The organism is Pseudoxanthomonas sp. J31 (assembly GCF_000510725.1).
GTDB lineage: Bacteria > Pseudomonadota > Gammaproteobacteria > Xanthomonadales > Xanthomonadaceae > Pseudoxanthomonas.
Genome location: NZ_AZNZ01000001.1, coordinates 484,731 through 509,346, shown reverse-complemented (window position 1 = coordinate 509,346; position 24,616 = coordinate 484,731). Strand labels below are relative to the sequence as shown.

Genomic DNA, 24,616 nt, shown 5'->3' with positions numbered 1-24,616 from the left:
CACGGCGCGGCTTTTGCCGCCAGTGGCCGGTCGGTTAGGCTTGCGGCTGTTGTCCGGGGGGATGTACGCCAGCATGGACGCGCCGAACAACGCCATGGGACGTGGCACCTGTATTCCGGCAACCGGGGCCCGGGCAACCGCGCCGCGGACGACGGGCGCGCCGCCGCACGCGCGGCACGCCACCATCCGCGACCGCAGCTGTCCGCCCCTGCAGCACCGGGCCCGGTGCCCGCGCCGGCATGCCGCCGGCCGGTGTCAGGCCCGCCACGGCCTTTCCTTCCCTGCTGGAGCAACCTGATGAGCTACGTTCCGCCACCGTCCCCCCAGTCCGCCGCGCCGGTGCAGGAGCCGGTTCCCAACCACCTGGCCTGGGCCATCATCTCCACGATCCTGGCCACCTGCCTGTGCTGCCCGCTGGGGCTGGTCGGCATCGTCGCCATCGTGTTCGCCAGCAAGGTCAACTCGCTGCTCGACCGCGGCGACCTGGAGGGCGCGCGCCGCGCCTCGGCCAATGCCAAGACCTGGTGCTGGGTGGCCACCGCGCTGGCCATCATCGGCCTGCTGCTCAACATCTGGGCGCTGGCCACCGGCGGCATGGCCGAGTACATGCAGATGATGCAGCAGATGCAGGGCTGATCCATGGCCCTGTCGCGGCCCTTGCGGATCGCGATGCTGGCGTCGGCCGCGGTGGCGGCCGGCGCCGGCGTGTGGTTGCTGCGCACCTACGATCCCAACGTGGCCGGCAACCCGTTCCCGCCATGCATGTTCCGCGCCTTCACCGGCTGGTTCTGCATCGGCTGTGGCCTGACCCGGGCCATGCACGCGCTGGTGCACGGCGACCTGGTGCGGGCCTTCTCGATGAACCCGCTGGGCCTGCTGGCGCTGGGCCTGACCCCGCTGATGCTGGCCTGGTCCGGCGGCTGGCAGCCGCGGCTGCTGGCACCGCTGATGCGCTGGGTGCTGGCGCCGAAGCTGTGGCTGGCGGTGTTGCCGGGGTACTGGATCCTGCGGAACCTTCCGTGGTTTCCGTTCACGCTGCTCGCACCGGTCTAGGGCAACGCCAGCCCGGGCGGTGAGGCCGCTGGCGCGTGGCGACGCCTTCGTCGTGGCCAGCCCTGATGCCTGCCTGGCGCGGCGCGCGCCGCTCAGCCGGCCCAGCCGGCCAGGATCAGCAGGGCCAGCACTGCCAGCCAGAGCAACAGCGCCCGCCAGATCAGGTTCATCGCGTCGCGCAGCTCGGCCAGTTCGCCGCGCGCGGGCACGCGGCCGGCCTCCAGGTCCTCGGCGTCTTCCTCGGCCAGCTCGCCGACCACCGCCGCGCGCGCTGCCGCCTCCAGGAACCGGCTTTCCGGGTTCCAGCCGGCGCCGCCCTTGTGCCGCCAGGCACGGCTGACCAGGTCGAAGTTGCCGGCCAGGGCCAGGGCCAGGGTCATCAGCTGGGCCACCGGCCATTCCATCCAGCGCAGCAGCCACAGCAGTCCGGCGGCGTTGTCCTCGGGCAGCTGGCGGACCTGGCCGGCGAACGCCGAACGCTCCAGCAGGCGGTACAGCACCGCCCCGGCCGGGCCCAGCAGCAGGAACCAGAACAGCACCGCGAACCAGCGCCGCAGGGCGGCGCGTGCCATCACCGCCGGCAGTCCGGGGCCTTCGGCCACCACCTGCCCGGGTTCGGCCGCCAGCTGGTCCAGGCGGGCCTTGCGGGTCGCCGGGTCCTCGGCGTCCAGCACCGCTTCCACGTCCACGTCCAGGTCGCGCGGGCCCCAGGCCAGGACCAGCACCAGCACGCCGAACAGCAGCCCCGGCAGGCCGTACAGCACCCGCCCCAGCGCCAGCTGCAGGGCCAGCACCAGCAGCACCGGCGGCAGCACCGCCAGGGCGATGCCCCAGCGGGTGCGCCAGGGGCCGCCGTCGGCCAGCTGCGCGGCCAGCCAGGCCTGCCAGCGCGCGTACCAGCCGAAGCTGCGCGCCGGCGCCAGCACGGCCGGCGCCACGTGGCCCAGCACCAGGGCGATGATCACCGCGACCAGGGTCGTGAACATGCTCCCTCCGTGCCGCGGATACTAGCCGGCGGCGCGGGCGGCGGTCACCGCCGGCGCGCCCTCGGCGTACCAGTACTCGACCAGCGCCCGCGCGATCGACAGCGAGGGCGGCAGGACCGGGCCGCCACTGGCGTCGTCGCCGCGGGCCAGGGCCTGGCCGACTTCCTCGCGGGTGAACCAGCGCGCCGCCTCCAGTTCGCCGTCGATCCGCGGCAGGTCGGGCTCGCCGCGGGCGATGTAGCCCAGCATCAGCGAGCCAGGGAATGGCCAGGGCTGGGCGGCCAGGTAGCGGCAGTCGCGCACCCGCACCCCGGTTTCCTCGTGGACTTCGCGCACCACCGCCTGCTCGGGGGTCTCGCCCGGCTCCACGAACCCGGCCAGCACCGACCAGCGCCCCGGCACCCAGCCGGGCTGGCGCCCCAGCAGCAGCCGCTCGCCGTCGCTGACGGCCACGATCACCGCCGGGTCCACCCGCGGGTAGTGGTCGCTGCCGCAGGCCGGGCAGTGCGCAACGAACCCGCCACGCTGGAATTCCACCGCCGCGCCGCAGGCACCGCAGTGGCGGTTGCGGGCCCGCCAGTGGAGCATGCCGCGGGCATAGGCGAAGGCGCCGGCCACGGTGGGCGGCCAGGCGCCAGCGGCGCGGCGCAGGTCGATCCATTGCCGAACCGCCTGCCCGGCGGGCGCCTGCAGGGCGAAATGCGGCTGGCCGCTGCCGTCCAGGCCCAGGAATACGGCCTGGTCGAAGCGGTCGGGAAGGTCGGTGCCGGCCAGCGGCAGCGGCTGGCCGCACCCGTCGGCGGCGGCGCGGCCCTCGGCGTCCAGCAGCAGCAGCCGCGCCCGCGGCCACAGCGCGCGCAGGGCGGCGGCGTCGCCGCGCAGGGCGTCGGAGCGGTCCAGCCCGGCGTCGCCGAAGGCATAACCGGACAACGCGGCCGCCGCGGTGGACGTGGCCATCGGCCTGGCCTCCGCCGCGGTCAGACGCTGAAGCTGCTGCCGCAGCCGCAGGTCGTCTTGGCGTTGGGGTTGCGGATCACGAACTGGGCGCCGCTGAGGCCTTCGCTGTAGTCGACCTCGGCGCCCATCAGGTACTGCAGGCTCAGCGGGTCGACCAGCAAGGTCACCCCGTCGGTGTTCACGGCCATGTCGTCCTCGGCCTGGTTCTCGTCGAACTCGAAGCCGTACTGGAAGCCTGAACAGCCGCCGCCCTGGATGTAGACGCGCAGCTTGAGGTCGGCGTTGCCCTCTTCGGCGATCAGCTCGCGGACCTTGGCCGCGGCTGCGCTGCTGAAGCGCAGCGGCTGGTCCAGCTGCTGGTAGCTGGGAACGGTGGGAAGCGGAATCATGCTGCCAGCATGGGGGCGTGGCGCCCCCCGTTCAAGCCTCGGCGGTCGCCATCGCCTCGCCGGAACCGGCCTTGGCGGCTTCCCGCGGCTGCTGTTCCGGCGCCGGCAGGGCGCGGGTCGCCGGCGGCTGGGCGTGGACCAGGCGGCCGGTCAGCTGGGCACCGGCGCTCATCTCCACCACGGCATAGTGGACATCGCCCTCCACCCGCGCCTGCTGCCCCAGCTCCACCCGCTCGGATGCGTGCACGTCGCCGACCACGGTGCCGTTGATCACCACCACCGGGACGTGGATCCCGCCGGCGATGCTGCCGCCCTCGGCCAGCACCAGGCTGGCGGGCTTGCCCTGGACCGCCTGCACCCGGCCCTCGATGCGGCCTTCCACGTACAGGCCGCCGCTGAATTCCAGGTCGCCGCGGATCACCACCTCAGGGCCCACCAGGGTATCGATGGTGTAGCCGTTGCGCTGGCCGGACTTCTTCTTTCCGAACACGTTACCTGCCTCCCCCGCTGCCGGCGGTTTTCCAGTCGAAAGTCTGCTCGGCACCCCCTCCGTTGCCGCGCAGCAAGACTCGCACACGTTGCGGGGTGAAATCCTTGGGCAGCATCACGCTGCCGTCCAGTTCCTGGAAATACCTGAAGGAATACGGCTGGCCGGGCGCGTCCGGGCGCTGCAGCAGCTCGTTCCAGCCGATGCTGGCGAGCTTGCCGTCGCGCACGCCCTCCACGGTGAAGCGCATCTGCCCCTGGCTGATCGCGCCGCGGTTGAGGTTCTGGGTCAGCACCGCGCGGTAGCGCCAGGTGCCGCCCTCCTCCGGGGCGAACTCGATCGAGTGCACGCTCAGGCCCTTGCGCTGGCTGGTCGCGCCCACCAGGCGCTCGTAGAACGCCACGTCGGTGCGCAGCGCCGCGATCTCCTCGTCGCGCGCGGCCAGCGAGGCCTGCAGTTCGATGTTGGCGGCGCGGCTGATCTGGTCCGAGCGTTCCAGGGTCACCACCCGCTGGTTCAGTTCCTCGAGCTGGCGGCGCAGCTGCTCGGCCTCGTGCCGGGCCTGGCGCGCGCCCTCGCGCACCTGCTGCAGCCCCGGTGCGGCGAGCCGGGTGGCCACCAGGCCCACCACCACCAGGCTCAGCAGCCAGGCGCAGGCGAGGCCGATCTTCCATGCGCGCCCGGAACCACGGCGCGGGACGATGCGAAAGCGTGAGGACGATCCTGTCATCGGGTCATGCCGTCGTTTCTGCCTATACTGCGGCCGATGGCCGGGCAGTGTAACCGCCCCGGTGCCGGCGGCCGGAGCCGCCCCGCCCTGGCCCCGTGTCCCCTCCGCAAGGAGCCGCCATGACCGATGCCCACGTCTTCGTGATCGGCCTGCTGCTGGCCTGGATGGCCGGCATCCGCGCCTACCTGACCGTGTTCGGCGTGGGCCTGGCCGGGCTGCTCGGCTGGGTCGAGCTGCCGCCGGCCTTGCAGGCCACGCAGTCGTGGTGGGTGCTGGGCACCTCCGGGGCGCTGGCGGTGGCCGAATTCCTGGCCGACAAGATCCCCGGGGTGGACTCGGTCTGGGACCTGCTGCAGACCCTGGCGCGGATCCCGGCGGGCGCCTTCCTGGCCGCCGCCGCGTTGTCGCCGGACGGCGAGCTCGGCGCCGGCGCGCTGGCCACCGGCGCGGGCGTGGCCCTGGCCAGCCACGCGCTCAAGTCCGGCACCCGCGCCCTGCTCAACACCTCCCCCGAACCAGCCAGCAACTGGGCCGCCTCGGCGGCCGAGGACACCGTGGTGGTCGGCGGCCTGGCGCTGGCGCTGGCACACCCATGGCTGGCGCTGGCGCTGGTGGTCGGCACCACCGTGCTCGGCGCGCTGCTGGTGTGGTGGATCTGGCGGCTGATGGCGCGCGGCATGCGCCGCCTGCTGGCCGCCCGATGAACCGTTGCGGACCGCCCAGGGTTGTACCGGATGGAGGGATTGGTCACATAATGCAGGCCCAATAGGGGAGCCATTGATGGCCGCACGAGATCCTGCGCCCACGCCGGAGGACCCGGCGGCGCGCCAGCGCATACGCGCCGAAACCCCGCCACCGCATTACTGGCGCCGCTGGACCCGCGACGCCGCGGACGTGGCGGCCGAAGCCGCGGCCGCTCCCGCCGCGCGCGTGGGCGCCGCGGTGCCGCCGCCCGCCGCCGTGGCCCCGTCCGGCCCGGTGCCGACCCCGGCCCCGGTGCTCAGCACCGGCGAAGAGGCCCCGTACCGCATCCTGGTGGTCGAGGACGACCGTCCGCAGGCGCTGTTCGCGCAGAGCGTGCTGCACGGCGCCGGCATGCAGGCCGAGGTGCTGATGCAGCCGGAGGGCCTGATCGAGGCGATCACCCGGTTCGAGCCGGACCTGATCCTGATGGACCTGCACCTGCCGGGCGTGGACGGCCGCCGCCTGACCACCCTGGTGCGCCAGCAGCCCGGCTGCCAGCTGCTGCCGATCGTGTTCCTCACCGGCGAACCGGACCCGGACCTGCAGTTCGAGGTGCTGGAAGCCGGCGCCGACGATTGCCTGGTCAAGCCGGTGCGTCCGCGCCACCTGATCGCCGCGGTGGCCAACCGCATCCAGCGCCGGCGCGCGCAGCGCGAGGCCGCGGCCGCGCCGGCGATCGCGGTGCCGACCCTGCGCAGCCACCCGGACACCGGCCTGGCCACCCGCAGCTGGCTGCTGCAGCAGGTGGAGGAGATGCTTGCCGCCGGCGCCACCGCCGGTCTGTTCTTCGTCGAGGTCGCCGGCGCGCTGAGCCTGCGCGAGCGCTTCGGCTACGCCGCGTTCGAGCGGCTGATGGCCGAGGCCGGCCGCCGCCTGGCGCTGATCGTGGCGCCGGCGCCGCTGGCGCGCCTGAACGACAACAGCTTCCTGGCGCTGGTCCGCGACGCGGTCCCGGACCAGCTGCAGGCGATCGCCGCGGAGATGCGCGCGCGCCTGGCCACCGAAACCTTCCAGGTGCGCGAGGGCGAGCCGCTGCAGCTGCGCAGCGCGGTCGGCCACGCCGCCCTGCCCGGCGGCTTCGAGCACGCCACCGCCGCGCTGGAGGCGACCGAGCGCGCCGCGCTGCAGGCGCGCCTGCTGCCGGAGGGCGTGTGCGGCTACGTGCCGCCCAGCACCCAGGAGGCACAGGAACAGCTGGCCCTGCTGGAAGGCGAGATCGAACTGGCCTACCAGCCGGTGGTGGCGGTGGCCGGCAGCGAACAGGCCCGATACCAGGTGCTGATGCGCCTGCGCCAGGCCGACGGCACGGTGCTGTCGGCCGGCCAGGTGGTGCCCACGGCGGAGGCCAGCGGCCGCATCACCGACCTGGACCAGCAGGTGATGGAGCACGCGCTGGACCTGATCGCGCGCCGCGCGCGCGAGGGCAACCCGCTGCAGCTGTTCGTCTCGCAGTCGCCGCGCACGCTCACCCGCGAGGCCTACGCCGACTGGCTGCTGCAGGCGATCGGCGCGCGCGCCATCGACGGTGGCGAGGTGATCATCGACCTGCGCCTGGCCGACGCCCTGGTCCACTGCGTGGCCCTCGCCCCGTTCTGCCGCCGCCTGGTGGAGGCCGGCGTGCAGTTCTGCCTCAGCCAGTACGAGCCCGGCCCGGAGGCCGAGGCGCTGCTGGGCCAGCTGCCGCTGGGCTACGTGCGCATGGCCGGGCGCTTCGCCGGCGCGCACACCGACCAGGGCCTGCGCGACCAGCTGCGCGCCACCATCGACAAGGCCCATGGCTTCGGCCTGCTGGTGGTCGGCCAGCAGATCGAGGATCCGCAGGCCGCCGCGGCGATGTGGATGGCCGGCATCGACTTCGTGCAGGGCAACCTGGTCAGCTCGGTAGGCAGCGAGCTCGACTTCGACTTCCAGAACGCGGTGCTCTAGCCATGGCCGCGCCCGCCTCCCGCAGCCCGTGGCCGGCTGCCGCCGCAGGCGCGATGGCAGCGGCGTTGCTGGCCCTGGCCCTGGCCCTGGCACTGGCCGGGATCCCCGGGCCCTGGGTGGCGCTGGCCGGCGGCCTGGCGCTGGCCGGGCTGGTGGCCGCGCTGGTGACCCTGTTCGCCACCCGCCGCACCGCGGCGGTGCTGGACACGGCGCTGGCGCGCGCGGCCACGGCCGAGCACGAGCGCAACCAGCTGCAGCGCGAGCTGCAGCGCCACGACAAGCTCGAGCAGCAGCTGCTGCAGGCCAAGCAGGCGGCCGAAGCCGCGGCCCTGGCCAAGGGCGAGTTCCTGGCCACCATGAGCCACGAGATCCGCACCCCGCTCAACGGCATCATCCCGATGCTGGACCTGATCGGGCACGGCACCCTGGCCGAGGACCAGCGGCAGATGCTGCGCACCGCGCACGAGTCCTCGCTGCAGCTGCTGCGGATCGTCGACGACATCCTCGACTACTCCAAGCTGGAGGCGAACCGGCTTGAGCTGGAGATCACCACCTTCAACCTGCGCGAGCCGCTGGAGGCGATGCTGCAGCTGATGCGCCGCCCGGCCGAGGACAAGGGCCTGCGGCTGGAGCTGGAGATCGACCCCAACGTGCGCCTGCCGGTGCGCGGCGACCCGGTGCGGCTGCGCCAGGTGCTGGGCAACCTGGTCGGCAACGCGGTCAAGTTCACCGAGCGCGGCGGGGTCACCCTGGCCGTGCGCCGGCTGGGCGAGACCCCGGCGCAGCACCTGCTGCGCTTCGAGGTGCGCGACACCGGCATCGGCATCGACCCGGACATCCAGGCGCGCCTGTTCCGTGCCTTCAGCCAGGCCGACGCCTCCACCACCCGCCTGTACGGCGGCACTGGCCTGGGCCTGGCCATCTGCAAGCGCATCGTCGACCTGATGGGCGGACGCATCGGGGTGGAATCCGAGCCCAGCCGCGGCTCCACCTTCTGGTTCGAGATCCCGCTGCTGAAGGTGGTCGGCGACCTGCAGCGCGGCGAGACCGGTGGCGCAGAACTGCGCCAGGTGCTGGTGGTCAGCCCGGACGTGCGCCTGCGCCAGCGCTTGGGCCTGCTGCTGCCACCGTGGGGCTACGCCGTGGACGCGGTCGAATCGCCGCAGGAAGCGCTGGAACGGCTGCGCGGCGATGCCCTCCCGCGCCAGGCACGCGGCGCCTACGTCGCGGTCCTGGCCGACCACGACGGCCTGCGCCACAGCGCGCGCGCCCTGTACCGGGCGCTGGCCCGGACCCCGGCCTACGCCGGCATCCGCCTGCTGTGGCTGTACGGCGCGGAGGTGCCGGGGGAACTGCGCGAGGGCGCCGAGCTGGTGCCGCGGATGGCGGCGGACGCCGAGCTGCGCGCCGCGCTGCAGGAACCGGCCGGCGATGGTGCGGGCACGGCCGCCGACACCGCCCCGGGCGGCGACGACGACACCCCCGGCGCGCTGGCCGGCGGCGGGCTGGCCGGCGCCGAGCCGGGCCCGGCACCGCAGGTACCGGAAACCCCGGCTGCGCCCCCTGCCCCGCCTGCATCTCCCGCGCCGGCGGCCGGGCCGGCGCCGGTGCATGCGGCGCGCCTGCTGCTGGTGGAGGACAACCCCGTCAACCTGCTGGTGGCGCAGAAGCTGCTGTCGGTGCTGGGCTACGCCTGCGACACCGCGACCAATGGCGAGGCCGCGCTGGCGCGCCTGGCCGCGGCCGAGTACGACCTGGTTTTCATGGACTGCCAGATGCCGGTGCTGGACGGCTACAGCGCCACCCGGCGCTGGCGCGAGCAGGAAGCGGTGCGCGGCGGCCGGCGCCTGCCGATCGTGGCCATGACCGCCAACGTCATGGCCGGCGACCGCCAGCGCTGCCTGGACGCGGGCATGGACGACTACCTGTCCAAACCGGTGGCGCGCGAGCAGCTCGATGCCTGCCTGCGGCGCTGGCTGCGCCCGGCGCCCGCCGCCCCCCAGGCGCCTGCGCCCGCGGCGTCCGCGGCCCCGGCGCGGCCTGCACCCAGCGTCCCGCCGGCGGCGACGCCCGCGTCGGCTGCCGCCCCGGGCCCGGTCCCGCGCGCCGCGCCCGCCCCTGGCCCGGCGCGCCCGGCCCCCGCTCCGGCCGTGGCCACGCCGCCGGCCCGGCCCGCGGCCCCGCTGATGCCTCCCGCAACCCAGCCGTCGCGGGTTGCGGCGACGCCGCCGCGCCCGGCCCCGGCGCCGACTACACCGACCGCGCCAGGCGCCCCCGCCGCGCCGGCCGCCAGCCGAGCGGCCACGCCGGCGGCTCCTGCGCACCCCATGGCTCCGGCGAACCCTGCACCGTCTTCCACGGCTCCGGCCACGCCGGCAATCACCCCGGTCCGCCCGGCGGCCCCCGCGGCGCGCGCCAGCGGCGCCCAGGCCACGGCCCTGTCGGCCGTGGATGCCGGGATCCCGGTGCTGGACATGGAAATGCTGGATGAGCTGCGCGCGATCGCCGGCGACGACGCCACCGCGATCGTGCGCCTGTTCCTGGAGGATGCGCCGCGGCTGGTGCGCCAGGTGGAGCAGGCCTCGGCCACGCCCGACCTGCCGGCCATGCGCGAGGCCGCGCATGCGCTCAAGTCCTCCAGCGCCAACATCGGCGCGCTGGCGCTGTCGTCGGTGGCGCGCCGGATCGAGACCGCGGCGCGCACCGGCACCCTGGAGCGGCCGGCGGTGGCCGCGGCGCTGCTGATCGCCGAATTCGGCCGCGCGCGCGAGGCGCTGCTGGCCTGGCTGGCGACCCCGGGTCAGTCCTCGAGCTTGCTGAGCAGGTAGTTCTGCTCGCCGATGCGGGCGATCAGGTCCAGCTGGGTCTCGAGCCAGTCCACGTGCTCCTCCTCGTTGTCGAGGATCTTCGTGAACAGCTGGCGGCTGACGTAGTCGCCGACCGAATCGGCGTAGGCGATGGCTTCGCGCAGCAGCGGAATGCCTTCCAGTTCCAGCGCCAGGTCGCACTCGAGCACCTCGCGCGGGCCCTCGCCGATGCGCAGCTTGCCCAGCGCCTGGAAGTTCGGCAGGCCCTCGAGGAACAGGATGCGCTCGGCCAGCCAGTCGGCGTGGTGCATCTCCTCGATCGATTCCTTGTACTCGTGCTCGGCCAGCTCCTTGAGCCCCCAGTTCTTCAGCATCTTGGCGTGCAGGAAGTACTGGTTGATCGCGGTGAGCTCGTTGTACAGGGCCTTGTTGAGGTACTCGATGACCTTCGCGTCGCCTTTCATCGGGTTCGCTCCTGCGCGGGGGATGCGCGCACTCTAGCGCGCCGCGGGCGGCGGCGAGGTAACGCGAATCGTGTGCATCGCCGGCCGCGGGCCGGCGAGGCTCAGGCCGCCTGCAGCAGCGGCAGGGGCAGGGCGCGGGCCCGGTATTCGGCCACCAGGTCGGCGGCCAGCGGCAGGCAGGTGCCGCAGGTCGCGCCGCAGCCGGTACGCATGGTCAGTTCGGCGACGCTTTCGCAGCCGGCCTCGACGGCCTCGCGGATCTGGCGGTCGGTAACCCCATTGCAGATGCAGACGTACACGGCGGTCTCATGTGGCTGAACCGGGATCCATTCCACAATGAATGAGAACCGTTGTCAATTGCATCCGCGTCCGCGGCCCCTGCCAGGGTTCAGGCGGATGAACGCCCGCCCCGCGGCTGCCGCGGCCGCCGCCGCGGACGGTCGTGGCCGGCGCTGTTGCCCGGCAGCCAGGCCTGCTGCGCCACCCCCGGCATCTGCCGCAGCTGGGCGCCCACGCTGGTGGCCAGCGGGGCCAGGTGGCGCAGGGCGCGGGCATAGACCCCGCGCTTGAAGGTGACCACGTGCTCGACCGGGTACCAGAAGTCGACCCAGCGCCAGTGGTCGAACTCGGGGCTGTCGGTGGCGTCGAAGCGCACCAGTGACTCGTCGGCCACCAGCCGCAGCAGGAACCAGACCTGCTTCTGCCCGATGCACACCGGCCCCGGCCCGCCACGGCGGATCGCCCGCCCCGGCAGCCGGTAGCGCAGCCAGCCGGGCGTGGCGCCCAGCAGTTCCACATGCTCGGGGGACAGGCCGGTTTCCTCGTACAGCTCGCGGTACATGGCCTCGACCGGGGTTTCGTCGCTGCGCATCCCGCCCTGCGGGAACTGCCAGCCATCCCGGCGCACCCGGCGCGCCCAGAACACCTGCCCATCGTCGCGCATCAGCACGATGCCGACGTTCGGCCTGTAACCGTCCGGATCGATCACGATGCGGACTCCAGAAAATTCGACTGCCCCGACAATGCCACGCCCCCGGCAGGGCGACAAGCGGCGATTGACAGCGCGGCCAGGAACGTGAAAAATTCGCAATTCCCCGCCGCCCTGCAGGCGCGTGCGCGGGAAGCGCGGCCTGGTCCGCGGTTTCGGCTACGTAGCTCAGCCGGTTAGAGCACAGCACTCATAATGCTGGGGTCGGTGGTTCGAGTCCACCCGTAGCCACCATTGCCTGCAACGCAAAAGCCCCGCATCCGCGGGGCTTTTTGTTTCCATCGCCACGCCTGACCGCGCCGTCCGGCGCCGCGCTATGGCGCCGCCTCCGCCTCCAGGCCGACCACGCCGGGGGCCAGGACCCGGGCACGGGTGGTCTTGCCTGTGCTGGTGTTGCGGATGCGCACGCTGTCGCCTACCCCGCCATCCTCCAGCGCGGTGCCTGCAATCGCGATCTGGAAGCCCTGCCCCGTCGCCACGATCCGCAGCGGCTGGCCACGGGCGACCGCGCTGCCGCCCTGCAGCAGCGAACGCCGCAACGGCTGGCCCGCGCGCAGCGTGCGCCGGGCGCGGTAGCCGGCGGCCTGGTCCGGCGACAGCAACAGGTCGGGGATCGCCGCCAGGTCCTGCTCGCCGGTTCCCAGCGCCTCGGCACGCAGCGGCTGCCCGGCCTCCACTTCCCCGCGCGCGACCACCGCGTCCACGTAGGCGCCGGCGCGCGCCGCGAAACGCACCTCGCCGCCGCCAGGACAGCGCACCAGCAGCTGCAGGCGGTCGAAGCGCTCGTCCGCCGCCACCTCGGCCACCTCCACCTGCAGCGGCCGCGCGCAATCGGGCGGGCGCCGTGCCGCCGGCAACAGCAGCACCTCGATGCGTGCGGTGGGCACGCCCATTGCCTGGACCCGCCGTTGCACCCAGGCACGCGCCACCTGTTCCAGCCGCGCCTGCGGCATCGAAGCGTCCTGCGCGCGTGCCTGCGGCGGCATACATGCCACCAGCAGGCAGGCGAGGACGGGCAGGGAGGCGAGGTGCGATTGGGACATGCCGCGCAGATTAGCCGCGCGGGCGCGCGGGCTTCGCTCAGGATCTTTTTAGATTCCGCCAGCGGCCGGGGGGCCTCCCTACCATGCGACGGCCCGGTCGTGGCACTGCCGCGACCACCAGAGGAACCGGAACAGCATGGGTATCAACCTCGGACAGGCGCTTGGCCTGCACCCTGCCGCGCTGAAGCTGCGCGGCGAACGCGCCCAGGTACTGGCCTCCAACCTGGCCAACGAGAACACCCCCGGCTACCAGGCACGCGACCTCGACTTCCGCGCGCGCCTGGACGAGGCCGCGCTCGGCCTGGCCGAGCCGCTGCTGCAGCCGTTCGAATCCGACGCGGTGCTCTACCGCGTTCCCAGCCGCCCCTCGCAGGACGGCAACACCGTCGAGCTCGGCGTCGAACAGGCCGAATTCGCGCAGAACGCCCTCGATTTCCAGACCAGCCTGACCTTCCTGAACATGAAGCTCAAGGGCCTGGCCGCGGCCATCCAGGGCAACGGATAAGCACGATGAGCCTCAAGCAGAGCGTGGAAATCGCCGGTTCGGCCATGGCCGCCCAGACCGTGCGCATGAACACCATCGCCAGCAACCTGGCCAACGCCAACACCGCCGGCACCGCCGACGGCGCCTACCTGGCGCGCAAGCCGGTGTTCGCCTCGGTGTTCAACGGCCTCGGCGCGCGCGTGCAGGTGCTGGACGTGATCACCAGCCAGGACCCGCTGGAATCGCGCCACGAGCCCGGCAACCCCCTGGCCGACGAGAACGGCATGGTCTTCTATTCCAACGTCAACCCGGTGGAGGAGATGGCCGACATGCTCGCCGCCTCCCGCGCCTATTCCACCAACGTCGAGGTGCTGGCGCGCCTGAACGGGATGCAGCAGGCGGTGCTGAAGCTGGGAGAAGGCGCATGACCGCGGTCGACAACGCGTTGCTGGCCGGCGCCGGCGCCGGCAGGTCCGACGGGGCCGTGGCCGCGAACGGCCGCAGCGTCTCCGACCTGTTCATGACCCTGCTGGTGGCGCAGATCCGCAACCAGGACCCGCTCTCGCCGATGGAGAGCAAGGACTTCGTCAACCAGTTCGCCTCGATGAGCCAGGTCGAGACGATGCAGACCCTGTCCAGCCTGACCAGCAGCTCCGCGGCACTGCAGGAAAGCATGCTGGTGGTGAACCTGGGCGCCCAGGTCGGCAGCGACATCATGGTCGCCGCCGCCGGCGTCAGCCTCGGCGCCGACCCGGTCCAGGGCGCATTCGTGCTGGATGCGCCCGCCGCCGAGGTGGCCGTGCTGCTGACCGGCGCCGACGGCAGCACCCGCCGCATCGAGCTGGGCGCGCACGACGCCGGCACCGTGCAGTTCAGCATCGACCCGCGCAAGCTCGGCCTGCCCGCCGGACGCTACGCGCTGCGGATCGAGGCCGGCACCGGCGAGGCGCCGCGCGCCGAGCTCCAGGGCCGCCTGCTTGGCGTGCGCCTGGACGCGCAGGGCCAGGTGGTGCTCGACGTCGCCGGCGTCGGCGAGGTCGGCACCGGCGACATCTCCCGATTCCTGGGCCGCAGCGGCGGCACCCGGACCCCCTCGCAGCAAGGAGCCTGACGGTCCATGGCATTCAACATCGCACTCAGCGGCCTCAACGCAGTCACCGGCCAGCTCGACCAGATCAGCAACAACATCGCCAACAGCGGCAGCTACGGCTTCAAGTCCGGCCGCGCCAACTTCGCCTCGGCCTATTCGCAGGGCAAGGCCGGCGGCGTGTACATCGGTTCGACCACGCAGTCGATGAGCCTTGGCGGCAACGTGCTCGCCACCGGCCGCAGCCTGGATGCGGCGATCCAGGGCCGCGGCTTCTTCGTCGCCCGCGACAGCAGCGGCGCGATGGTGTACTCGCGCCTGGGCCAGTTCAGCGTGGACAAGGACGGCTTCGTGGTCGACTCCATCGGCCGCCGCGTGCAGGGCTACGGCACCGCCTCCGGCGGCGTGCTCGGCGACCTGAGCGTGCCCACCGAGGCGATGCCGGCCGCCGCCAGCACCACCCTGAACTACGCCGGCAACATGTCCGCCGACTGGCAGCCGCCGGCCGGCGCGTTCGACATGGCCGACGCCACCACCTACAACGGCGTGCAGGTTTCCAGCCTGTACGACTCGCTGGGCCGCCAGCACACCCTGAGCCAGTACTTCGTGCGCGGCGCCGGCAACGAGGTCACCGTGTACTACGCGGTGGACGGCACCCTGGTGGACGATGGCACCGGCCCGGTGACCTCCAGCCTGCAGTTCGGGACCACCGGCCAGCTGGCCGCGCCGGCGGCGCCGGTCAGCATCGGCCTGGGCACCCCCGATGGCGCCGAGCCGCTGCAGGTGGCGATCAACTACGCCACCACCACCTTCTTCGGCGGCGACTTCAACACCACCACCAACCGCGCCAACGGCAACGCGCCGGGGACCGTGGTCGACACCACCCTGGCCGAGGACGGCAGCATCCAGGTGCAGTACAGCAACGGCAGCCGCCAGGAAGTGGGCCGCCTGGCGCTGGCCGTGTTCCCCAGCGAATCCGGCCTGACCGCGGTGGACGGCACCTCCTGGCAGCCGAACGCGACCACCGGCGAGCCGATCTACGGCGAGGCCGGTTCCGGCGTGATCGGCTCGCTGGAAGTGGCCTCGCTGGAAGCCTCGAACGTGGACATGGCCGCCGAGCTGGTCAACCTGATGAACGCCCAGCAGGGCTACCAGGCCAACTCCAAGGTGCTGACCACCGAGAGCGAGATGGTGCGCACCCTGATGCAGGCGCTGTAAGCGGATGGACAGCTTCCTCTACACCGCCGTCAGCGGCGCCGACTACACCCGGCGCGCGCTGGCGGTGCGCGCGAACAACCTGGCGAACGCGCAGACCACAGGCTTTCGCGCCGACATGGCGGTGGCCGAGCACCTGGAAGTCTCCGGCTACGGCTACGACTCGCGCCGCCAGGCAAGCCTGACCAGCACCTTCGTCGACCAGGCGCGCGGCCGCCTCAACGAGACCGGGCGCACGCTGGACGTGGCCATCCAGGGCGACGGCTACTTCGTGGTCCAGGCCGGCGACGGCCTTGCCTACTCCCGCGCCGGCCACTTCGAGCTCGACGACCAGGGCGCGCTGACCCTCGACGGCCGCCCGGTGATGGGCGAAGGCGGTCCGCTGTTCCTGCCGCCGCACCAGTCGATCGACATCGGCGCCGACGGTCGCATCTCGGTGCGCCCACAGGACGGCGGCGAGCTGCAGGAAGTCGGCCGCCTGGCCCTGGCCCTGCCCGAGCCGGCCGACCTGGTGAAGCGCCCCGACGGCCTGCTCGGCACCCGCAGCGGGATCGAGTACGGCCCCGACGAGCGCGTGCGCGTGGCCGCCGGCCACCTCGAGAGCAGCAACGTCTCGGCGGTGGAGGAAATGATCCAGACCATGCAACTGGGCCGCACCTTCGAGATGCAGATGCGGCTGTTCCGCAACGCCGACGAGATGGCCCAGGCCGGCGAGCGCCTGATCCGCGGCTGACCTTCCGCCCCCTACTAGCGAGCCCCCCCGATGAACCCCGCATTGTGGATCAGCAAGACCGGCCTGCAGGCCCAGGAAGCGCGGCTGCAGACCATCTCCAACAACCTCGCCAACGTCAACACGATCGGCTACAAGCGCGACCGCGCCACGTTCGAGGACCTGTTCTACCGGGTCGAGCAGCAGCCGGGCACCCAGATCAGCGATTCGGCGCTGTCCGGCGGCGTGCAGCTGGGCAACGGCACCCGCGTGGTCGGCACCCAGAAGGTGTTCACCACCGGCAACCTGCAGACCACCGGCGGCGAGCTGGACGTGGCCATCGTCGGCAACGGCTTCCTGCAGGTGGAACTGCCCGACGGCGAGATCGGCTACACCCGCGCCGGCCAGCTGCGCATGGACCAGGACGGCAACCTGACCAACGCCCAGGGCCTGCCCCTGGTGCCGGCGATCACCATCCCGGCCAACGCCACCAGCGTGAGCATCGGCGAGAACGGCGCGGTCACCGTCACCACCAGCGATTCGGCCAACGCCACCGAGGTCGGGCAGCTGCTGCTGGCCGGCTTCGTCAACCCGGCCGGCCTGCTGGCCATGGGCGACAACCTGTACCGCGAGACCGTGGCCAGCGGCGCGCCGGTGGAGGCGCAGCCGGGCCAGGAAGGCCTGGGCACGCTCAAGCAGCGCGCGCTGGAAGGCTCCAACGTGCAGGCGGTGGAGGAGATGGTGGAGATGATCGCCGCGCAGCGCACCTACGAGATGAACACCAAGGTGCTGACCGCGGCGGACAACATGATGCAGCAGCTGGCGCAGGCGGCCCGCTGATGCGCGCGGCGGCCTCCCTGGCGGTGCTGGCGCTGGCCGCGTGCGCGGGTTGCACGACCCTGCGCGGGGAAGTGGCCATGCCGCCGCACGACAGCATGCCGGAACTGGCGCTGGAAACGCCGCAGGGCCGCTCCGGCGGCCTGTACGCGCCCGGCAACCTGCGCCCGCTCACCGCCGACGACCGCGCCTGGCGGGTGGGCGACGTGCTGACCGTGGTCCTGCAGGAATCGACCCAGGCCAGCAACCGCAGCGACGCGGCGGTGAGCAAGCAGTCCAGCATCCAGATGGGCGCCGGGCGCCTGCTCGGCAGCGACGTGGACCTGGACACCGAGCTCGGGCTCAAGCGCGGCACCACCGGCTCCGGCTCCACCACCCAGCAGGCCTCGCTCACCGGCTCGGTCACCGTGGTCGTGCAGAAGGTCCTGCCCAACGGCCTGCTGCAGGTCGACGGGCAGAAGAGCCTGGCGCTCAACCAGGGCGTGGAGACCGTGCGCCTGAGCGGCTACGTCCGCCCCGGCGACATCGACACCGGCAACCTGGTGTCCTCGCAGCGCGTGGCCAACGCGAGCATCCAGTACTCCGGCCGCGGCACCGTGGCCAACGCCAGCCGCAGCGGCTGGCTGGCGCGCTTCTTCAACCACCCGCTGGTGCCGCTGTGAACCGTGCGTCCCGCTTCCCCGGCATGCGTCCGCGCGCGCCGCGCTGGGTCGCGCTGCTGGCCCTGCTGCTGGCGGCCGCGCCGGCGGCGGCGCAACGCATCGGCAGCCTGGTCGACGTGGAGGGCGTGCGCGAGAACCAGCTGGTCGGCTACGGCATCGTGGTCGGCCTGGACGGCAGCGGCGACGGCACCCAGGCGCGCTACACCAGCCAGTCGGTGCGCAACATGCTCGAGCAGCACGGGGTGAGCCTGCCCACCGGGACCTCGGTGCGCGCGCGCAACACCGCCGCGGTGATGGTCAGCGCCAGCTTCCCGCCCGGCTACCGCCGCGGCCAGACCATCGACGTCACCGTGTCCTCGCTGGGCGACGCCAAGAGCCTGCGCGGCGGCACCCTGCTGCTGACCCCGCTCAAGGGCGCCGACGGCCAGGTCTACGCGCTGGCGCAGGGCAACCTGGTGATCCCGGGAATGAGCGCGCAGGGCCGCAGCGGCTCCAGCGTCACCGTCAACACGCCCACCGCCGGGCGCATCCCCAACGGCGCCACCATCGAGCAGGAGATCCCCTCGGACTTCGCCACCGCGCCGACCATCCGCCTCAACCTGCGCCGCCCGGACTTCCAGACCGCCGACAGCATCACCCGCGCGCTCAACCGCGAACTGGGCGCGGACATGGCGCACTCGCTGGACGCCACCGCGGTGGAAGTACAGGCGCCGGCCGATCCGCGCAAGCGGGTGGGCTTCGTCGCCCGCCTCGGCGCGATCGACATCGACGCCGGCGAGGGCCAGCCGAAGGTGGTGTTCAACTCGCGCACCGGCACCGTGGTGATCTCGCGCGAGGTCACGGTCAAGCCGGTCGCGGTCTCGCACGGCTCGCTGCGGGTGAGCATCGGCGAGGGCTTCGACGTTAGCCAGCCCAACGGCTTCTCCGGCGGCCAGACCGCGGTCACCCCGCGCTCGGACGTGGAAGTGCAAAGCGAGGTGCCGCGCGTGTTCCACTGGACCGAGGGCGCGAGCCTGCAGGCGATCGTGGACACCATCAACGGCATCGGTGCCAGCCCCGACGACCTGATGGCCATCCTGCAGGCGCTGGACGAAGCCGGCGCATTGTCCGGCGAACTTGTGGTGATCTGATGCTGCCCGTCTACGTTCCTCCCCCGCCCCTCCCCCCCGCGCTCGCGGCGGCGGATGCCCCCGGCGCCCCACCCGCGCCCGCGGCCTCCGCCGACGCGCGCATGGTCGAGGCCGCGGTGCAGTTCGAGGGCCTGTTCATCGCCCAGATGTTCCAGGCCATGCGCCAGGCCGCCGACGCCTTCGGCGAGGGCGAGGGCGGCGGCGAGCAGGCCGCCATGCTCGACCACGCCGCCGGCCTGGTCGCCTTCGACATCGCCCGCCTGCGTTCCTTCGGCATCGCCGATGCATTGCTGGCCCAGCTCGCCGACCCGTCCGCCGCCGGCGACGGCACCTGACCGAACCGCCGAATCCCATGATGAACATCACCCACATCGGCCTCTCCGGCCTGCTTGCGTCCCAGGCCGGCATGGACATGTCGGCGCGCAACACCGCCAACCTCAACACCCCGGGCTATACCCGCCAGGGCACCCTGGTGACGGCGCGCGCCGGCGGCGGCGTGGCAGTCACCGCGCTTACCCGCTTCGAGGACCGCTACAAGAGCCAGCAGGTGTGGAACACCACCGCGCGCGCGGCCAGCTACTCGGCGACCGAGCCGTACTTCGCGCAGCTGGAGGAGGTGATGGGCCTGGAGGACGGCAGCGTCAAGGGCGGCATCGACGCCTTCTTCGCCTCGCTGGACGAGGTGAGCACCAGCCCGACTTCGGTGCCGCTGCGCCAGCAGGTCATTTCCGCCGCCGAAGGCCTGGTCAAGCGCTTCGACTCGCTGCGCCAGACCCTGTACGGCCAGCTCGACGCGGTACGCCAGCAGGTGGCTGCCAGCGCCGGCCAGGTCGGCAACCTCACCGCCACCGTGGCCCGCCTCAACGAACGCATCGCCGAGACCGCCGCGCTCGGCGGTTCGACCTCCGAACTGGTCGACCAGCGCGACCGCGCACTGACCGAACTGGCCGGACTGGTCGAGATCCGCGTGGTCGAGAACGGCGACGGCACCGTCGACGTGGCCCTGGCCAAGGGTCCGCCGCTGGTGGCCGGCAAGCTGGCCGCGCGCCTGGAGCTGTTGCCCGCCACCGACGGCGGCATCGACCTGCAGCTGTCGCTGGGCGCGGCCACGTTCCCGCTGGCCGGCGAACAGGCCGGCGGCGCGATCGGCGGCATGAGCGGCTACGCCAGCGGCGTGCTGGCGCAGCAGCTGGAGTTCACCCAGGCGCTGGCCGCGGAACTGGCCACCCGGGTCAACGCCGGCCTCACCTCCGGCTACGGCATCGACGGCCTGCCCGGCCTGGAACTGTTCCTGGTCGACCCGGCCACCGGCCGGATCTCGGTCAACCCGGACATCACCCAGGCGCGCCTGGGCTTCTCCGCGGTCGCCGGCGAGCCGGGCAACAGCGAGAACCTGGCCGAGGTGCTGGGCGTGCGCCTGCAGACCTTCGCCCTGGCCGGCCTCGGCGAGGTATCGGTGGGCGATGCCTACACCATGATGGTCGGCCAGCTCGGTTCGGACAGCCAGAACAACGGCGCGATGCTGCAGACCGCGATCACCCTGCGCCAGCAGGCCGAGCAGGACCTGGCCTCGGTCAGCGGCGTCAACAGCGAGGAGGAAGTTGTGCGCATCTCCGAACTGCTGCAGGCCTACCAGGCCAACATGAAGGTCATCTCGGTGGCCGGCGAAATGTTCGACAGCCTGATCCAGGCGTTCTGAGGAGCCTCCCATGCGCATCGCCAGCAGCCACCTGGCCACCACCATCCAGGGCACGCTCGCCGACGGCAACACCCGGCTGTCGCGCTTGATGGAGCAGATGTCCTCCGGGAAGCGGGTCATCCGCCCGTCCGACGACCCCATCGCCAGCGTGCGCCTGCGCATGATCGAACGCGACGAGGTGCTGCTGGCCCAGTACCGCAGCAACATCGGCACCCTCACCAACCAGCTGCAGCGCAACGAGACCCACCTGCAGGGCATGCTGGACACGGTGATGTCCGCCCACGACCTGCTGGTGTGGGCGCTGGACGGCGCCAACAGCACCGGCGACCTCAACGCCATGGCCACCACCCTTGGCAGCCTGCGCGACACCCTGCACGTCTCGGCCAACGCCATGGACTCGGAGGGCAACTACCTGTTCTCCGGCACCCTCACCGGCACCGCGCCGATCGGCTACGACCCCACCCTGCCGGTGGGCTCGCGCTACAGCTTCGACGGCAACGACAAGCGCCAGCAGGTGGTGGTGGGCAACGGCCTCACCCAGTCCGGCAACGTCAGCGTGGACAGCCTGGCCGAGGTGCTCAACCGGATCGACGCCGCGCTGGCGGTGCTGCAGGACCCGGCAGCCGATGCCAGCGACCCGGCGATGCGCGCGATCCTGGCGGCGGCCGAGGCGGCGATGGGCGCCGGCATGGACTCGCTGACCGCGAAGATGGGCGAGCTGGGCGGCGCGCGCAACACCATCGCCCTGCTCGACGACACCCACGCCGCGATGCAGGTCGGCAACGCCGCGGCCACCGAGCAGGTCGCCGGGCTGGACGTGGCCGAGGCCTATGACCGCCTCACCCGCCACACCGTCGCGATCCAGGCCACCTACCAGGTGTATGGCCGGATCATGCAGCTGAACCCTTACGACCTGCTGTGACCTGCGCATGAGCGTGCGGTTGCAATCGTCGGGCATCGAGTCCCGCGGGATCGCCACCCCTTCGCGGGTCGGCGCACCGGCGGCGGTGGCGGCCGCGCCGGCGCCGGCCGTGCGCGAGGCCGAGGCCAGCGCGCCCGACACCAGCTGGTACGCCGGCTTCGCCGCGCGCCAGTCCGAACTCAACCGCGAGGCCACCGGCACCCAGCGCGCGCTGGCGTGGATGGACGGACTGCTGCCGCGCTTGCGCGAACTGGCGCGGCGCCTGTCCGCACCCGCGGCCAGCGCCGGCGCCGCCCCGCCCGCGCTGGAGGCCAGCCTGGCGCAGCTGCGCGGCTACTGGGAGCGGCGCCCGGCCGACAGCGGCGGCACCGTGGATGCGGAGTTGCAGCTGTTCCCCGCCGGCGACGCGCGCCAGGCGTTCCGTATCCGCGGCCTCGACCAGGCCGCGCTGGCCGCGCCGGAGGCCGAGACCCTGGTGTTCCATCCGCGCGGCATGGGCCGCCGCGCGCGGGTGCTGGTGCTGGGCGAGGGCGATGCGCCGGAAGAGCGCTTGCGCCGGCTGGGCGCGGTGCTGGCGCCGGACGGGCTGCAGGTGGCCGCGGACGATGCCGGCGGCCTGCGCTTCTCGGTGCAGGAGTCGGCCTGGCCGGCGCTGCGCGGACAGTTGCTGGTGCAGGGCGGCGGCCGGCGTTTTCCCAGCGGCTGGCCCAGCCGGGTGGTGGCCGAGCCGCTGGCCGGCGCGATCGATCCGGCGCAGTGGTCGGTGGACGATGCCGGCACGCGCCAGGACGCCTTCCGCCAGGCCTCGGCCGCGCTGATCCGGGCCGAACACGCGCGCAACGACATGGCCGCGCACCTGGCGGCCACCGCGGCCCAGGTACGCGCCGGGCAGCCGCAGGCGACTCCGGCGGCGATGCGGCAGGCCGCCGATGGCTTTGCCGCCGGCCTGGCCGGGGACGCCGGGTTCCGCCGCCTGGCCACCGCCGGTGCCTGCCTGCGCGGGATGAGCCGGCAGCGCGTGGGTTCGGTGCTGGGGGCCTAGCGCGGCTCAGCCGGCCGGCAGGAAGATCGAGACCTCGGTGCCGTGGCCGACGCGGCTGGCGACCGAGATCTCGCCGCCGTGGCGCTCCACCACGCAGCGCACGAAGGCCAGGCCCAGGCCCACGCCCATGTTGGCGCCGCCGCGCATCGCACCGGCCGCGCCGCCGGCCTGGAAGAACGGATCGAACAGGTGCGGCAGGTCGGCCTCGTCGATGCCCACGCCCTGGTCGATCACCCGCAGCAGCAGGCGGCCGTCCTCGGCACGGCGTACCCAGGCGGCCACCTCGGTGTCCGGGCCGGAATACTTCAGCGCGTTGTCCAGCAGGTTGGCCAGCGCGCGCACCAGCATCGCCGGGTTGCCCTGGATCCACGGATCGCGCACGTGGCCCACCGGGCCGACCAGGCGGATCGAGCGCTGCTCGGCCGCCAGCCACATCTGGTCCACCGCCTCGGCGACGACGTCCTCGAGGTTGACCGGGACGAAGCTGCCGCGGTCCAGGCGCTCGGCGCGCGAGATCTGCAGGAAGTCGCGCGACAGCCGCAGCGAATAATCGGCCTGGCGGCGCAGTTCCTCCAGGAAGCTGAGGTCTTCGCCGGCGGGATTGCCCGGGCGTTCGTGCAGCCGCGCCGAGCGCTCCTCGATCAGGGTCAGCATCGTGGTCAGCGGACTGCGCAGGTCGTGGGCGATATGGCGCAGTGCGGCGCGGTCGCGGCCGGCGTCGCCGGCCTCGGGATCCAGCAGGCACAGCACGCTGTACGCGCCGGCACCCGGGACCAGCGGCGGCGCGGGCACCCGCAGCCACTGCCAGGCGCGGCCGCCGACCCGCACCTCGCCGGCACTCGATGCCGCCGCCGCGCCCACCGCCAGGCGCGCGATCTCCACCGGCGCGTCGTTGCCGTCGCCGCAGGCCAGCGCCGCCAGGCGGCTGGCCTGGCGGTTCTGCAACACCACCAGGCCGTGGCCGTTGACCACGAACACCGGGTAATCAAGCGTGTTGAGGGTGCGCTGGTAGCGGCGCTGCCAGGCCAGGTACCAGGCGCGGCGGCGGCGCGCGCGGCGGTGCAGGATGCCGGCCAGCATCGAGCCGGCCAGCCCGCACAGGAACGCCAGCAGCGCCAGCCCCAGCCACATCCACAGCGCCGACACCGGGAAGCCCGCATGCAGCTGCGCGGCCAGCAGGCGCAGGCCGCCGGCCTGCTCCGGCGCGACCGGGACGACGCCGATCGCGCACAGCCGGGCGGTGTGCCCGCCGGGAGCTTGCCAGGGCAGGCCCCGGCCGGAAGCCGCGACCGCGGCCATGCTCACGAGTACTGGCGCGCCAGGCGCGGCCTGGCGGCGGCGTAGCCGGCTTCCTCGCTGCGCGCGCCCGGGAGCTGCTCGAGCCGGTAGCCGTGGTTGTACACGGTGGAGATCACCAGCCCGTTCTTGGCGCGCAGCTCCAGGCTGTTGCGCAGCTTGCTGATGTAGGTGGCCAGGGTGGCGTCGTACTTGCGGTCGACCTCGCCCCAGATCTGCCGGATCAGGTCGTCCTTGCGCACGATGCGGCCGGCGTTGCGGAACAGGTGCTCGGCCAGGGCGAACTCGCGCGCCGGCAGGTTCACCACCTGCGAGTGCGGGCCGTTGGCCAGGCGCGCGCTGCGGCTGGCCAGGTCCAGGGTGTAGTTGCCGACGACGATCTGCTGGCCGCGCATCCGCTCCGGGTAGTAGCGGCGCATCTGCGCCCGCACCCGCGCGATCAGTTCGCGCTCGCCGGCCGGCTTGACCAGGTAGTCGTCGGCGCCGCATTCCAGGCCCTGCACGATCTGCTCCTCGTTGTCGCACTGGCTCAGCATCACCACCGGCAGGTCGTCCGGGTGGCGTTCGCGCGCCCAGCGCAGCACATCGATCCCGCTGCGCCCGGGTACGTCCCAGTCCAGCAGCAGCATGTCGACCTGCTCGGTCTCCAGCAGCCTGATGAAGCCATTGCCTTCGTGGCGGACGATGCTCTTGAAGCCGGCCTTCTCCAGCCAGCCGGCGACGGTGATCGCCTGGCCGATGGTGTCTTCGAGGATTGCGACGCGCATTGTGGGGGGACCTTCTGCGGCGGTGCCGCGGAACAGCGGGAACACGGGATGGGGGCGGCGGAACCGGCCCGGGGGGCGTGGGGGGAGGGGCCGCTTCCGCGGGCGCATGCGGGGGACACGTGCCGCGGGCAGGGACGCCCACCGGGCGGTCCGTCGGACGCCTGGCCCTGGTCGGGGCGTTGGCGACGGTGA

28 protein-coding genes and 1 tRNA gene are annotated in these 24,616 nt (G+C 72.9%); 18 read left to right on the top strand and 11 right to left on the bottom strand.

Features of this window, described 5'->3' with window-relative positions; genetic code table 11:
• Nucleotides 1-297: 297 nt before the first annotated feature.
• Both PSEJ31_RS0102370 and PSEJ31_RS0102365 read left to right on the top strand, forming a co-directional pair.
• The gene (locus PSEJ31_RS0102370; protein WP_019398806.1) at nucleotides 298-636 is read left to right on the top strand and encodes a CD225/dispanin family protein; all 339 of its coding nucleotides are present in this window, start codon (nucleotides 298-300) and stop codon (nucleotides 634-636) included.
• 33 nt (nucleotides 637-669) lie between these two features.
• Nucleotides 670-1,053 carry a DUF2752 domain-containing protein gene (locus PSEJ31_RS0102365; RefSeq protein ID WP_164514527.1) on the top strand — a complete coding sequence of 128 codons (384 nt, stop codon included), beginning with the start codon at nucleotides 670-672 and terminating at the stop codon, nucleotides 1,051-1,053.
• Between the two features lie 92 nt (nucleotides 1,054-1,145).
• Here the strand turns inward: PSEJ31_RS0102365 and PSEJ31_RS0102360 are convergent, their stop codons facing one another.
• From PSEJ31_RS0102360 to PSEJ31_RS0102340, 5 genes are read right to left on the bottom strand one after another with little or no spacing between them, the layout of a single operon-like run.
• Nucleotides 1,146-2,039 carry a membrane protein gene (locus PSEJ31_RS0102360; RefSeq protein ID WP_019398804.1) on the bottom strand — a complete coding sequence of 298 codons (894 nt, stop codon included), beginning with the start codon at nucleotides 2,037-2,039 and terminating at the stop codon, nucleotides 1,146-1,148.
• A gap of 21 nt (nucleotides 2,040-2,060) precedes the next feature.
• A complete protein-coding gene (gene nudC / locus PSEJ31_RS0102355; protein WP_019398803.1) occupies nucleotides 2,061-2,996 on the bottom strand; it encodes an NAD(+) diphosphatase in 936 nt (311 codons plus the stop codon).
• A gap of 20 nt (nucleotides 2,997-3,016) precedes the next feature.
• Entirely contained in the window at nucleotides 3,017-3,385 is a 369-nt protein-coding gene (gene erpA / locus PSEJ31_RS0102350) for an iron-sulfur cluster insertion protein ErpA (RefSeq protein WP_019398802.1), read from the bottom strand.
• A 31-nt stretch (nucleotides 3,386-3,416) separates the two neighbouring features.
• A complete protein-coding gene (locus PSEJ31_RS0102345; protein ID WP_019398801.1) occupies nucleotides 3,417-3,875 on the bottom strand; it encodes a polymer-forming cytoskeletal protein in 459 nt (152 codons plus the stop codon).
• Nucleotide 3,876: 1 nt separating this feature from the next.
• A complete protein-coding gene (locus PSEJ31_RS0102340) occupies nucleotides 3,877-4,602 on the bottom strand; it encodes a DUF6776 family protein (RefSeq protein ID WP_019398800.1) in 726 nt (241 codons plus the stop codon).
• A 119-nt stretch (nucleotides 4,603-4,721) separates the two neighbouring features.
• Between PSEJ31_RS0102340 and PSEJ31_RS0102335 the strand changes: the two genes are divergently transcribed.
• The 3 genes from PSEJ31_RS0102335 to PSEJ31_RS0102325 all read left to right on the top strand — a co-directional run bounded on the left by PSEJ31_RS0102335 (nucleotide 4,722) and on the right by PSEJ31_RS0102325 (nucleotide 10,100).
• Nucleotides 4,722-5,306, top strand: a complete 585-nt coding sequence (locus PSEJ31_RS0102335; protein ID WP_019398799.1) for a DUF4126 domain-containing protein — start codon at nucleotides 4,722-4,724, stop codon at nucleotides 5,304-5,306.
• Nucleotides 5,307-5,382: 76 nt separating this feature from the next.
• Nucleotides 5,383-7,272, top strand: coding sequence for an EAL domain-containing response regulator (locus PSEJ31_RS0102330; protein ID WP_028914535.1), 1,890 nt, complete (start codon nucleotides 5,383-5,385; stop codon nucleotides 7,270-7,272).
• Between the two features lie 53 nt (nucleotides 7,273-7,325).
• Nucleotides 7,326-10,100 carry a hybrid sensor histidine kinase/response regulator gene (locus PSEJ31_RS0102325; RefSeq protein WP_037034377.1) on the top strand — a complete coding sequence of 925 codons (2,775 nt, stop codon included), beginning with the start codon at nucleotides 7,326-7,328 and terminating at the stop codon, nucleotides 10,098-10,100.
• On the opposite strand, the gene bfr is transcribed toward PSEJ31_RS0102325, so the two are convergent.
• The 3 genes from bfr to PSEJ31_RS0102310 form a co-directional block, all read right to left on the bottom strand.
• Nucleotides 10,073-10,543 carry a bacterioferritin gene (bfr, locus tag PSEJ31_RS0102320; protein ID WP_028914533.1) on the bottom strand — a complete coding sequence of 157 codons (471 nt, stop codon included), beginning with the start codon at nucleotides 10,541-10,543 and terminating at the stop codon, nucleotides 10,073-10,075. The two genes, PSEJ31_RS0102325 and bfr, sit on opposite strands and share 28 nt — an antisense overlap.
• A gap of 101 nt (nucleotides 10,544-10,644) precedes the next feature.
• Nucleotides 10,645-10,842 carry a (2Fe-2S)-binding protein gene (locus PSEJ31_RS0102315; protein ID WP_019399996.1) on the bottom strand — a complete coding sequence of 66 codons (198 nt, stop codon included), beginning with the start codon at nucleotides 10,840-10,842 and terminating at the stop codon, nucleotides 10,645-10,647.
• A gap of 89 nt (nucleotides 10,843-10,931) precedes the next feature.
• Nucleotides 10,932-11,531, bottom strand: coding sequence for an RNA pyrophosphohydrolase (locus PSEJ31_RS0102310; RefSeq protein WP_028914532.1), 600 nt, complete (start codon nucleotides 11,529-11,531; stop codon nucleotides 10,932-10,934).
• 157 nt (nucleotides 11,532-11,688) lie between these two features.
• On the opposite strand from PSEJ31_RS0102310, the gene PSEJ31_RS0102305 reads away from it, so the two are divergent.
• Nucleotides 11,689-11,765 (top strand) — tRNA-Met (locus PSEJ31_RS0102305).
• An 80-nt stretch (nucleotides 11,766-11,845) separates the two neighbouring features.
• Here PSEJ31_RS0102305 and flgA read toward each other — a convergent pair.
• Entirely contained in the window at nucleotides 11,846-12,574 is a 729-nt protein-coding gene (gene flgA / locus PSEJ31_RS15565; protein WP_084220780.1) for a flagellar basal body P-ring formation chaperone FlgA, read from the bottom strand.
• 136 nt (nucleotides 12,575-12,710) lie between these two features.
• On the opposite strand from flgA, the gene flgB reads away from it, so the two are divergent.
• The 12 genes from flgB (at nucleotide 12,711) to PSEJ31_RS16280 (ending at nucleotide 22,361) form a co-directional block, all read left to right on the top strand.
• Entirely contained in the window at nucleotides 12,711-13,079 is a 369-nt protein-coding gene (flgB, locus tag PSEJ31_RS0102295; protein WP_028914531.1) for a flagellar basal body rod protein FlgB, read from the top strand.
• Nucleotides 13,080-13,084: 5 nt separating this feature from the next.
• Nucleotides 13,085-13,486 (top strand): flagellar basal body rod protein FlgC, encoded by a 402-nt coding sequence (gene flgC, locus PSEJ31_RS0102290; protein WP_028914530.1) that lies wholly within the window; start codon nucleotides 13,085-13,087, stop codon nucleotides 13,484-13,486.
• Complete coding sequence (locus tag PSEJ31_RS0102285) at nucleotides 13,483-14,169, top strand: flagellar hook capping FlgD N-terminal domain-containing protein (RefSeq protein WP_028914529.1); 687 nt, start codon at nucleotides 13,483-13,485, stop codon at nucleotides 14,167-14,169. The genes flgC and PSEJ31_RS0102285 overlap by 4 nt, the downstream gene beginning before the upstream one ends.
• Before the next feature lie 6 nt (nucleotides 14,170-14,175).
• On the top strand, nucleotides 14,176-15,363 hold the full coding sequence (locus PSEJ31_RS0102280; RefSeq protein ID WP_028914528.1) for a flagellar hook-basal body complex protein: 1,188 nt from the start codon (nucleotides 14,176-14,178) through the stop codon (nucleotides 15,361-15,363).
• 4 nt (nucleotides 15,364-15,367) lie between these two features.
• Nucleotides 15,368-16,093 (top strand): flagellar basal body rod protein FlgF, encoded by a 726-nt coding sequence (flgF, locus tag PSEJ31_RS0102275; protein WP_028914527.1) that lies wholly within the window; start codon nucleotides 15,368-15,370, stop codon nucleotides 16,091-16,093.
• Between the two features lie 30 nt (nucleotides 16,094-16,123).
• On the top strand, nucleotides 16,124-16,909 hold the full coding sequence (gene flgG, locus PSEJ31_RS0102270) for a flagellar basal-body rod protein FlgG (RefSeq protein ID WP_028914526.1): 786 nt from the start codon (nucleotides 16,124-16,126) through the stop codon (nucleotides 16,907-16,909).
• Nucleotides 16,909-17,568, top strand: coding sequence for a flagellar basal body L-ring protein FlgH (locus PSEJ31_RS0102265; protein ID WP_037034273.1), 660 nt, complete (start codon nucleotides 16,909-16,911; stop codon nucleotides 17,566-17,568). The genes flgG and PSEJ31_RS0102265 overlap by 1 nt, the downstream gene beginning before the upstream one ends.
• A complete protein-coding gene (locus tag PSEJ31_RS0102260; RefSeq protein ID WP_306460557.1) occupies nucleotides 17,565-18,698 on the top strand; it encodes a flagellar basal body P-ring protein FlgI in 1,134 nt (377 codons plus the stop codon). The genes PSEJ31_RS0102265 and PSEJ31_RS0102260 overlap by 4 nt, the downstream gene beginning before the upstream one ends.
• A gap of 101 nt (nucleotides 18,699-18,799) precedes the next feature.
• Nucleotides 18,800-19,033, top strand: a complete 234-nt coding sequence (locus tag PSEJ31_RS15560) for a hypothetical protein (protein WP_051403616.1) — start codon at nucleotides 18,800-18,802, stop codon at nucleotides 19,031-19,033.
• Nucleotides 19,034-19,053: 20 nt separating this feature from the next.
• Nucleotides 19,054-20,397: a flagellar hook-associated protein FlgK gene (gene flgK, locus PSEJ31_RS0102250; RefSeq protein ID WP_028914524.1), complete on the top strand. Its 1,344-nt coding sequence runs from the start codon at nucleotides 19,054-19,056 to the stop codon at nucleotides 20,395-20,397.
• A gap of 10 nt (nucleotides 20,398-20,407) precedes the next feature.
• Nucleotides 20,408-21,319 carry a flagellar hook-associated protein FlgL gene (gene flgL / locus PSEJ31_RS0102245; RefSeq protein WP_028914523.1) on the top strand — a complete coding sequence of 304 codons (912 nt, stop codon included), beginning with the start codon at nucleotides 20,408-20,410 and terminating at the stop codon, nucleotides 21,317-21,319.
• Nucleotides 21,320-21,326: 7 nt separating this feature from the next.
• Nucleotides 21,327-22,361: a hypothetical protein gene (locus tag PSEJ31_RS16280; RefSeq protein ID WP_051403615.1), complete on the top strand. Its 1,035-nt coding sequence runs from the start codon at nucleotides 21,327-21,329 to the stop codon at nucleotides 22,359-22,361.
• A 6-nt stretch (nucleotides 22,362-22,367) separates the two neighbouring features.
• On the opposite strand, the gene PSEJ31_RS15550 is transcribed toward PSEJ31_RS16280, so the two are convergent.
• Together PSEJ31_RS15550 and PSEJ31_RS0102230 are read right to left on the bottom strand one after the other, a co-directional pair.
• A complete protein-coding gene (locus tag PSEJ31_RS15550) occupies nucleotides 22,368-23,660 on the bottom strand; it encodes a HAMP domain-containing sensor histidine kinase (RefSeq protein WP_051403614.1) in 1,293 nt (430 codons plus the stop codon).
• Between the two features lie 2 nt (nucleotides 23,661-23,662).
• A complete protein-coding gene (locus PSEJ31_RS0102230) occupies nucleotides 23,663-24,424 on the bottom strand; it encodes a response regulator transcription factor (RefSeq protein ID WP_028914522.1) in 762 nt (253 codons plus the stop codon).
• Nucleotides 24,425-24,616 lie beyond the last annotated feature (192 nt).

What these genes read in the sequence shown, in the direction of transcription:
- flgF (WP_028914527.1), top strand. Translation starts at nt 15,368, where the DNA reads ATGGACAGCTTCCTCTACACCGCCGTCAGCGGCGCCGACTACACCCGG.
- PSEJ31_RS16280 (WP_051403615.1), top strand. Translation starts at nt 21,327, where the DNA reads ATGAGCGTGCGGTTGCAATCGTCGGGCATCGAGTCCCGCGGGATCGCC.
- flgC (WP_028914530.1), top strand. Translation starts at nt 13,085, where the DNA reads ATGAGCCTCAAGCAGAGCGTGGAAATCGCCGGTTCGGCCATGGCCGCC.
- PSEJ31_RS0102360 (WP_019398804.1), bottom strand. Translation starts at nt 2,039, where the DNA reads ATGTTCACGACCCTGGTCGCGGTGATCATCGCCCTGGTGCTGGGCCAC.
- PSEJ31_RS0102370 (WP_019398806.1), top strand. Translation starts at nt 298, where the DNA reads ATGAGCTACGTTCCGCCACCGTCCCCCCAGTCCGCCGCGCCGGTGCAG.
- PSEJ31_RS0102335 (WP_019398799.1), top strand. Translation starts at nt 4,722, where the DNA reads ATGACCGATGCCCACGTCTTCGTGATCGGCCTGCTGCTGGCCTGGATG.
- flgB (WP_028914531.1), top strand. Translation starts at nt 12,711, where the DNA reads ATGGGTATCAACCTCGGACAGGCGCTTGGCCTGCACCCTGCCGCGCTG.
- PSEJ31_RS0102365 (WP_164514527.1), top strand. Translation starts at nt 670, where the DNA reads ATGCTGGCGTCGGCCGCGGTGGCGGCCGGCGCCGGCGTGTGGTTGCTG.
- PSEJ31_RS15550 (WP_051403614.1), bottom strand. Translation starts at nt 23,660, where the DNA reads ATGGCCGCGGTCGCGGCTTCCGGCCGGGGCCTGCCCTGGCAAGCTCCC.
- PSEJ31_RS0102265 (WP_037034273.1), top strand. Translation starts at nt 16,909, where the DNA reads ATGCGCGCGGCGGCCTCCCTGGCGGTGCTGGCGCTGGCCGCGTGCGCG.
- PSEJ31_RS0102330 (WP_028914535.1), top strand. Translation starts at nt 5,383, where the DNA reads ATGGCCGCACGAGATCCTGCGCCCACGCCGGAGGACCCGGCGGCGCGC.
- flgG (WP_028914526.1), top strand. Translation starts at nt 16,124, where the DNA reads ATGAACCCCGCATTGTGGATCAGCAAGACCGGCCTGCAGGCCCAGGAA.
- flgK (WP_028914524.1), top strand. Translation starts at nt 19,054, where the DNA reads ATGAACATCACCCACATCGGCCTCTCCGGCCTGCTTGCGTCCCAGGCC.
- flgL (WP_028914523.1), top strand. Translation starts at nt 20,408, where the DNA reads ATGCGCATCGCCAGCAGCCACCTGGCCACCACCATCCAGGGCACGCTC.
- PSEJ31_RS15560 (WP_051403616.1), top strand. Translation starts at nt 18,800, where the DNA reads ATGGTCGAGGCCGCGGTGCAGTTCGAGGGCCTGTTCATCGCCCAGATG.
- PSEJ31_RS0102340 (WP_019398800.1), bottom strand. Translation starts at nt 4,602, where the DNA reads ATGACAGGATCGTCCTCACGCTTTCGCATCGTCCCGCGCCGTGGTTCC.
- flgA (WP_084220780.1), bottom strand. Translation starts at nt 12,574, where the DNA reads ATGTCCCAATCGCACCTCGCCTCCCTGCCCGTCCTCGCCTGCCTGCTG.
- erpA (WP_019398802.1), bottom strand. Translation starts at nt 3,385, where the DNA reads ATGATTCCGCTTCCCACCGTTCCCAGCTACCAGCAGCTGGACCAGCCG.
- PSEJ31_RS0102285 (WP_028914529.1), top strand. Translation starts at nt 13,483, where the DNA reads ATGACCGCGGTCGACAACGCGTTGCTGGCCGGCGCCGGCGCCGGCAGG.
- PSEJ31_RS0102280 (WP_028914528.1), top strand. Translation starts at nt 14,176, where the DNA reads ATGGCATTCAACATCGCACTCAGCGGCCTCAACGCAGTCACCGGCCAG.
- nudC (WP_019398803.1), bottom strand. Translation starts at nt 2,996, where the DNA reads ATGGCCACGTCCACCGCGGCGGCCGCGTTGTCCGGTTATGCCTTCGGC.
- PSEJ31_RS0102230 (WP_028914522.1), bottom strand. Translation starts at nt 24,424, where the DNA reads ATGCGCGTCGCAATCCTCGAAGACACCATCGGCCAGGCGATCACCGTC.
- PSEJ31_RS0102325 (WP_037034377.1), top strand. Translation starts at nt 7,326, where the DNA reads ATGGCAGCGGCGTTGCTGGCCCTGGCCCTGGCCCTGGCACTGGCCGGG.
- bfr (WP_028914533.1), bottom strand. Translation starts at nt 10,543, where the DNA reads ATGAAAGGCGACGCGAAGGTCATCGAGTACCTCAACAAGGCCCTGTAC.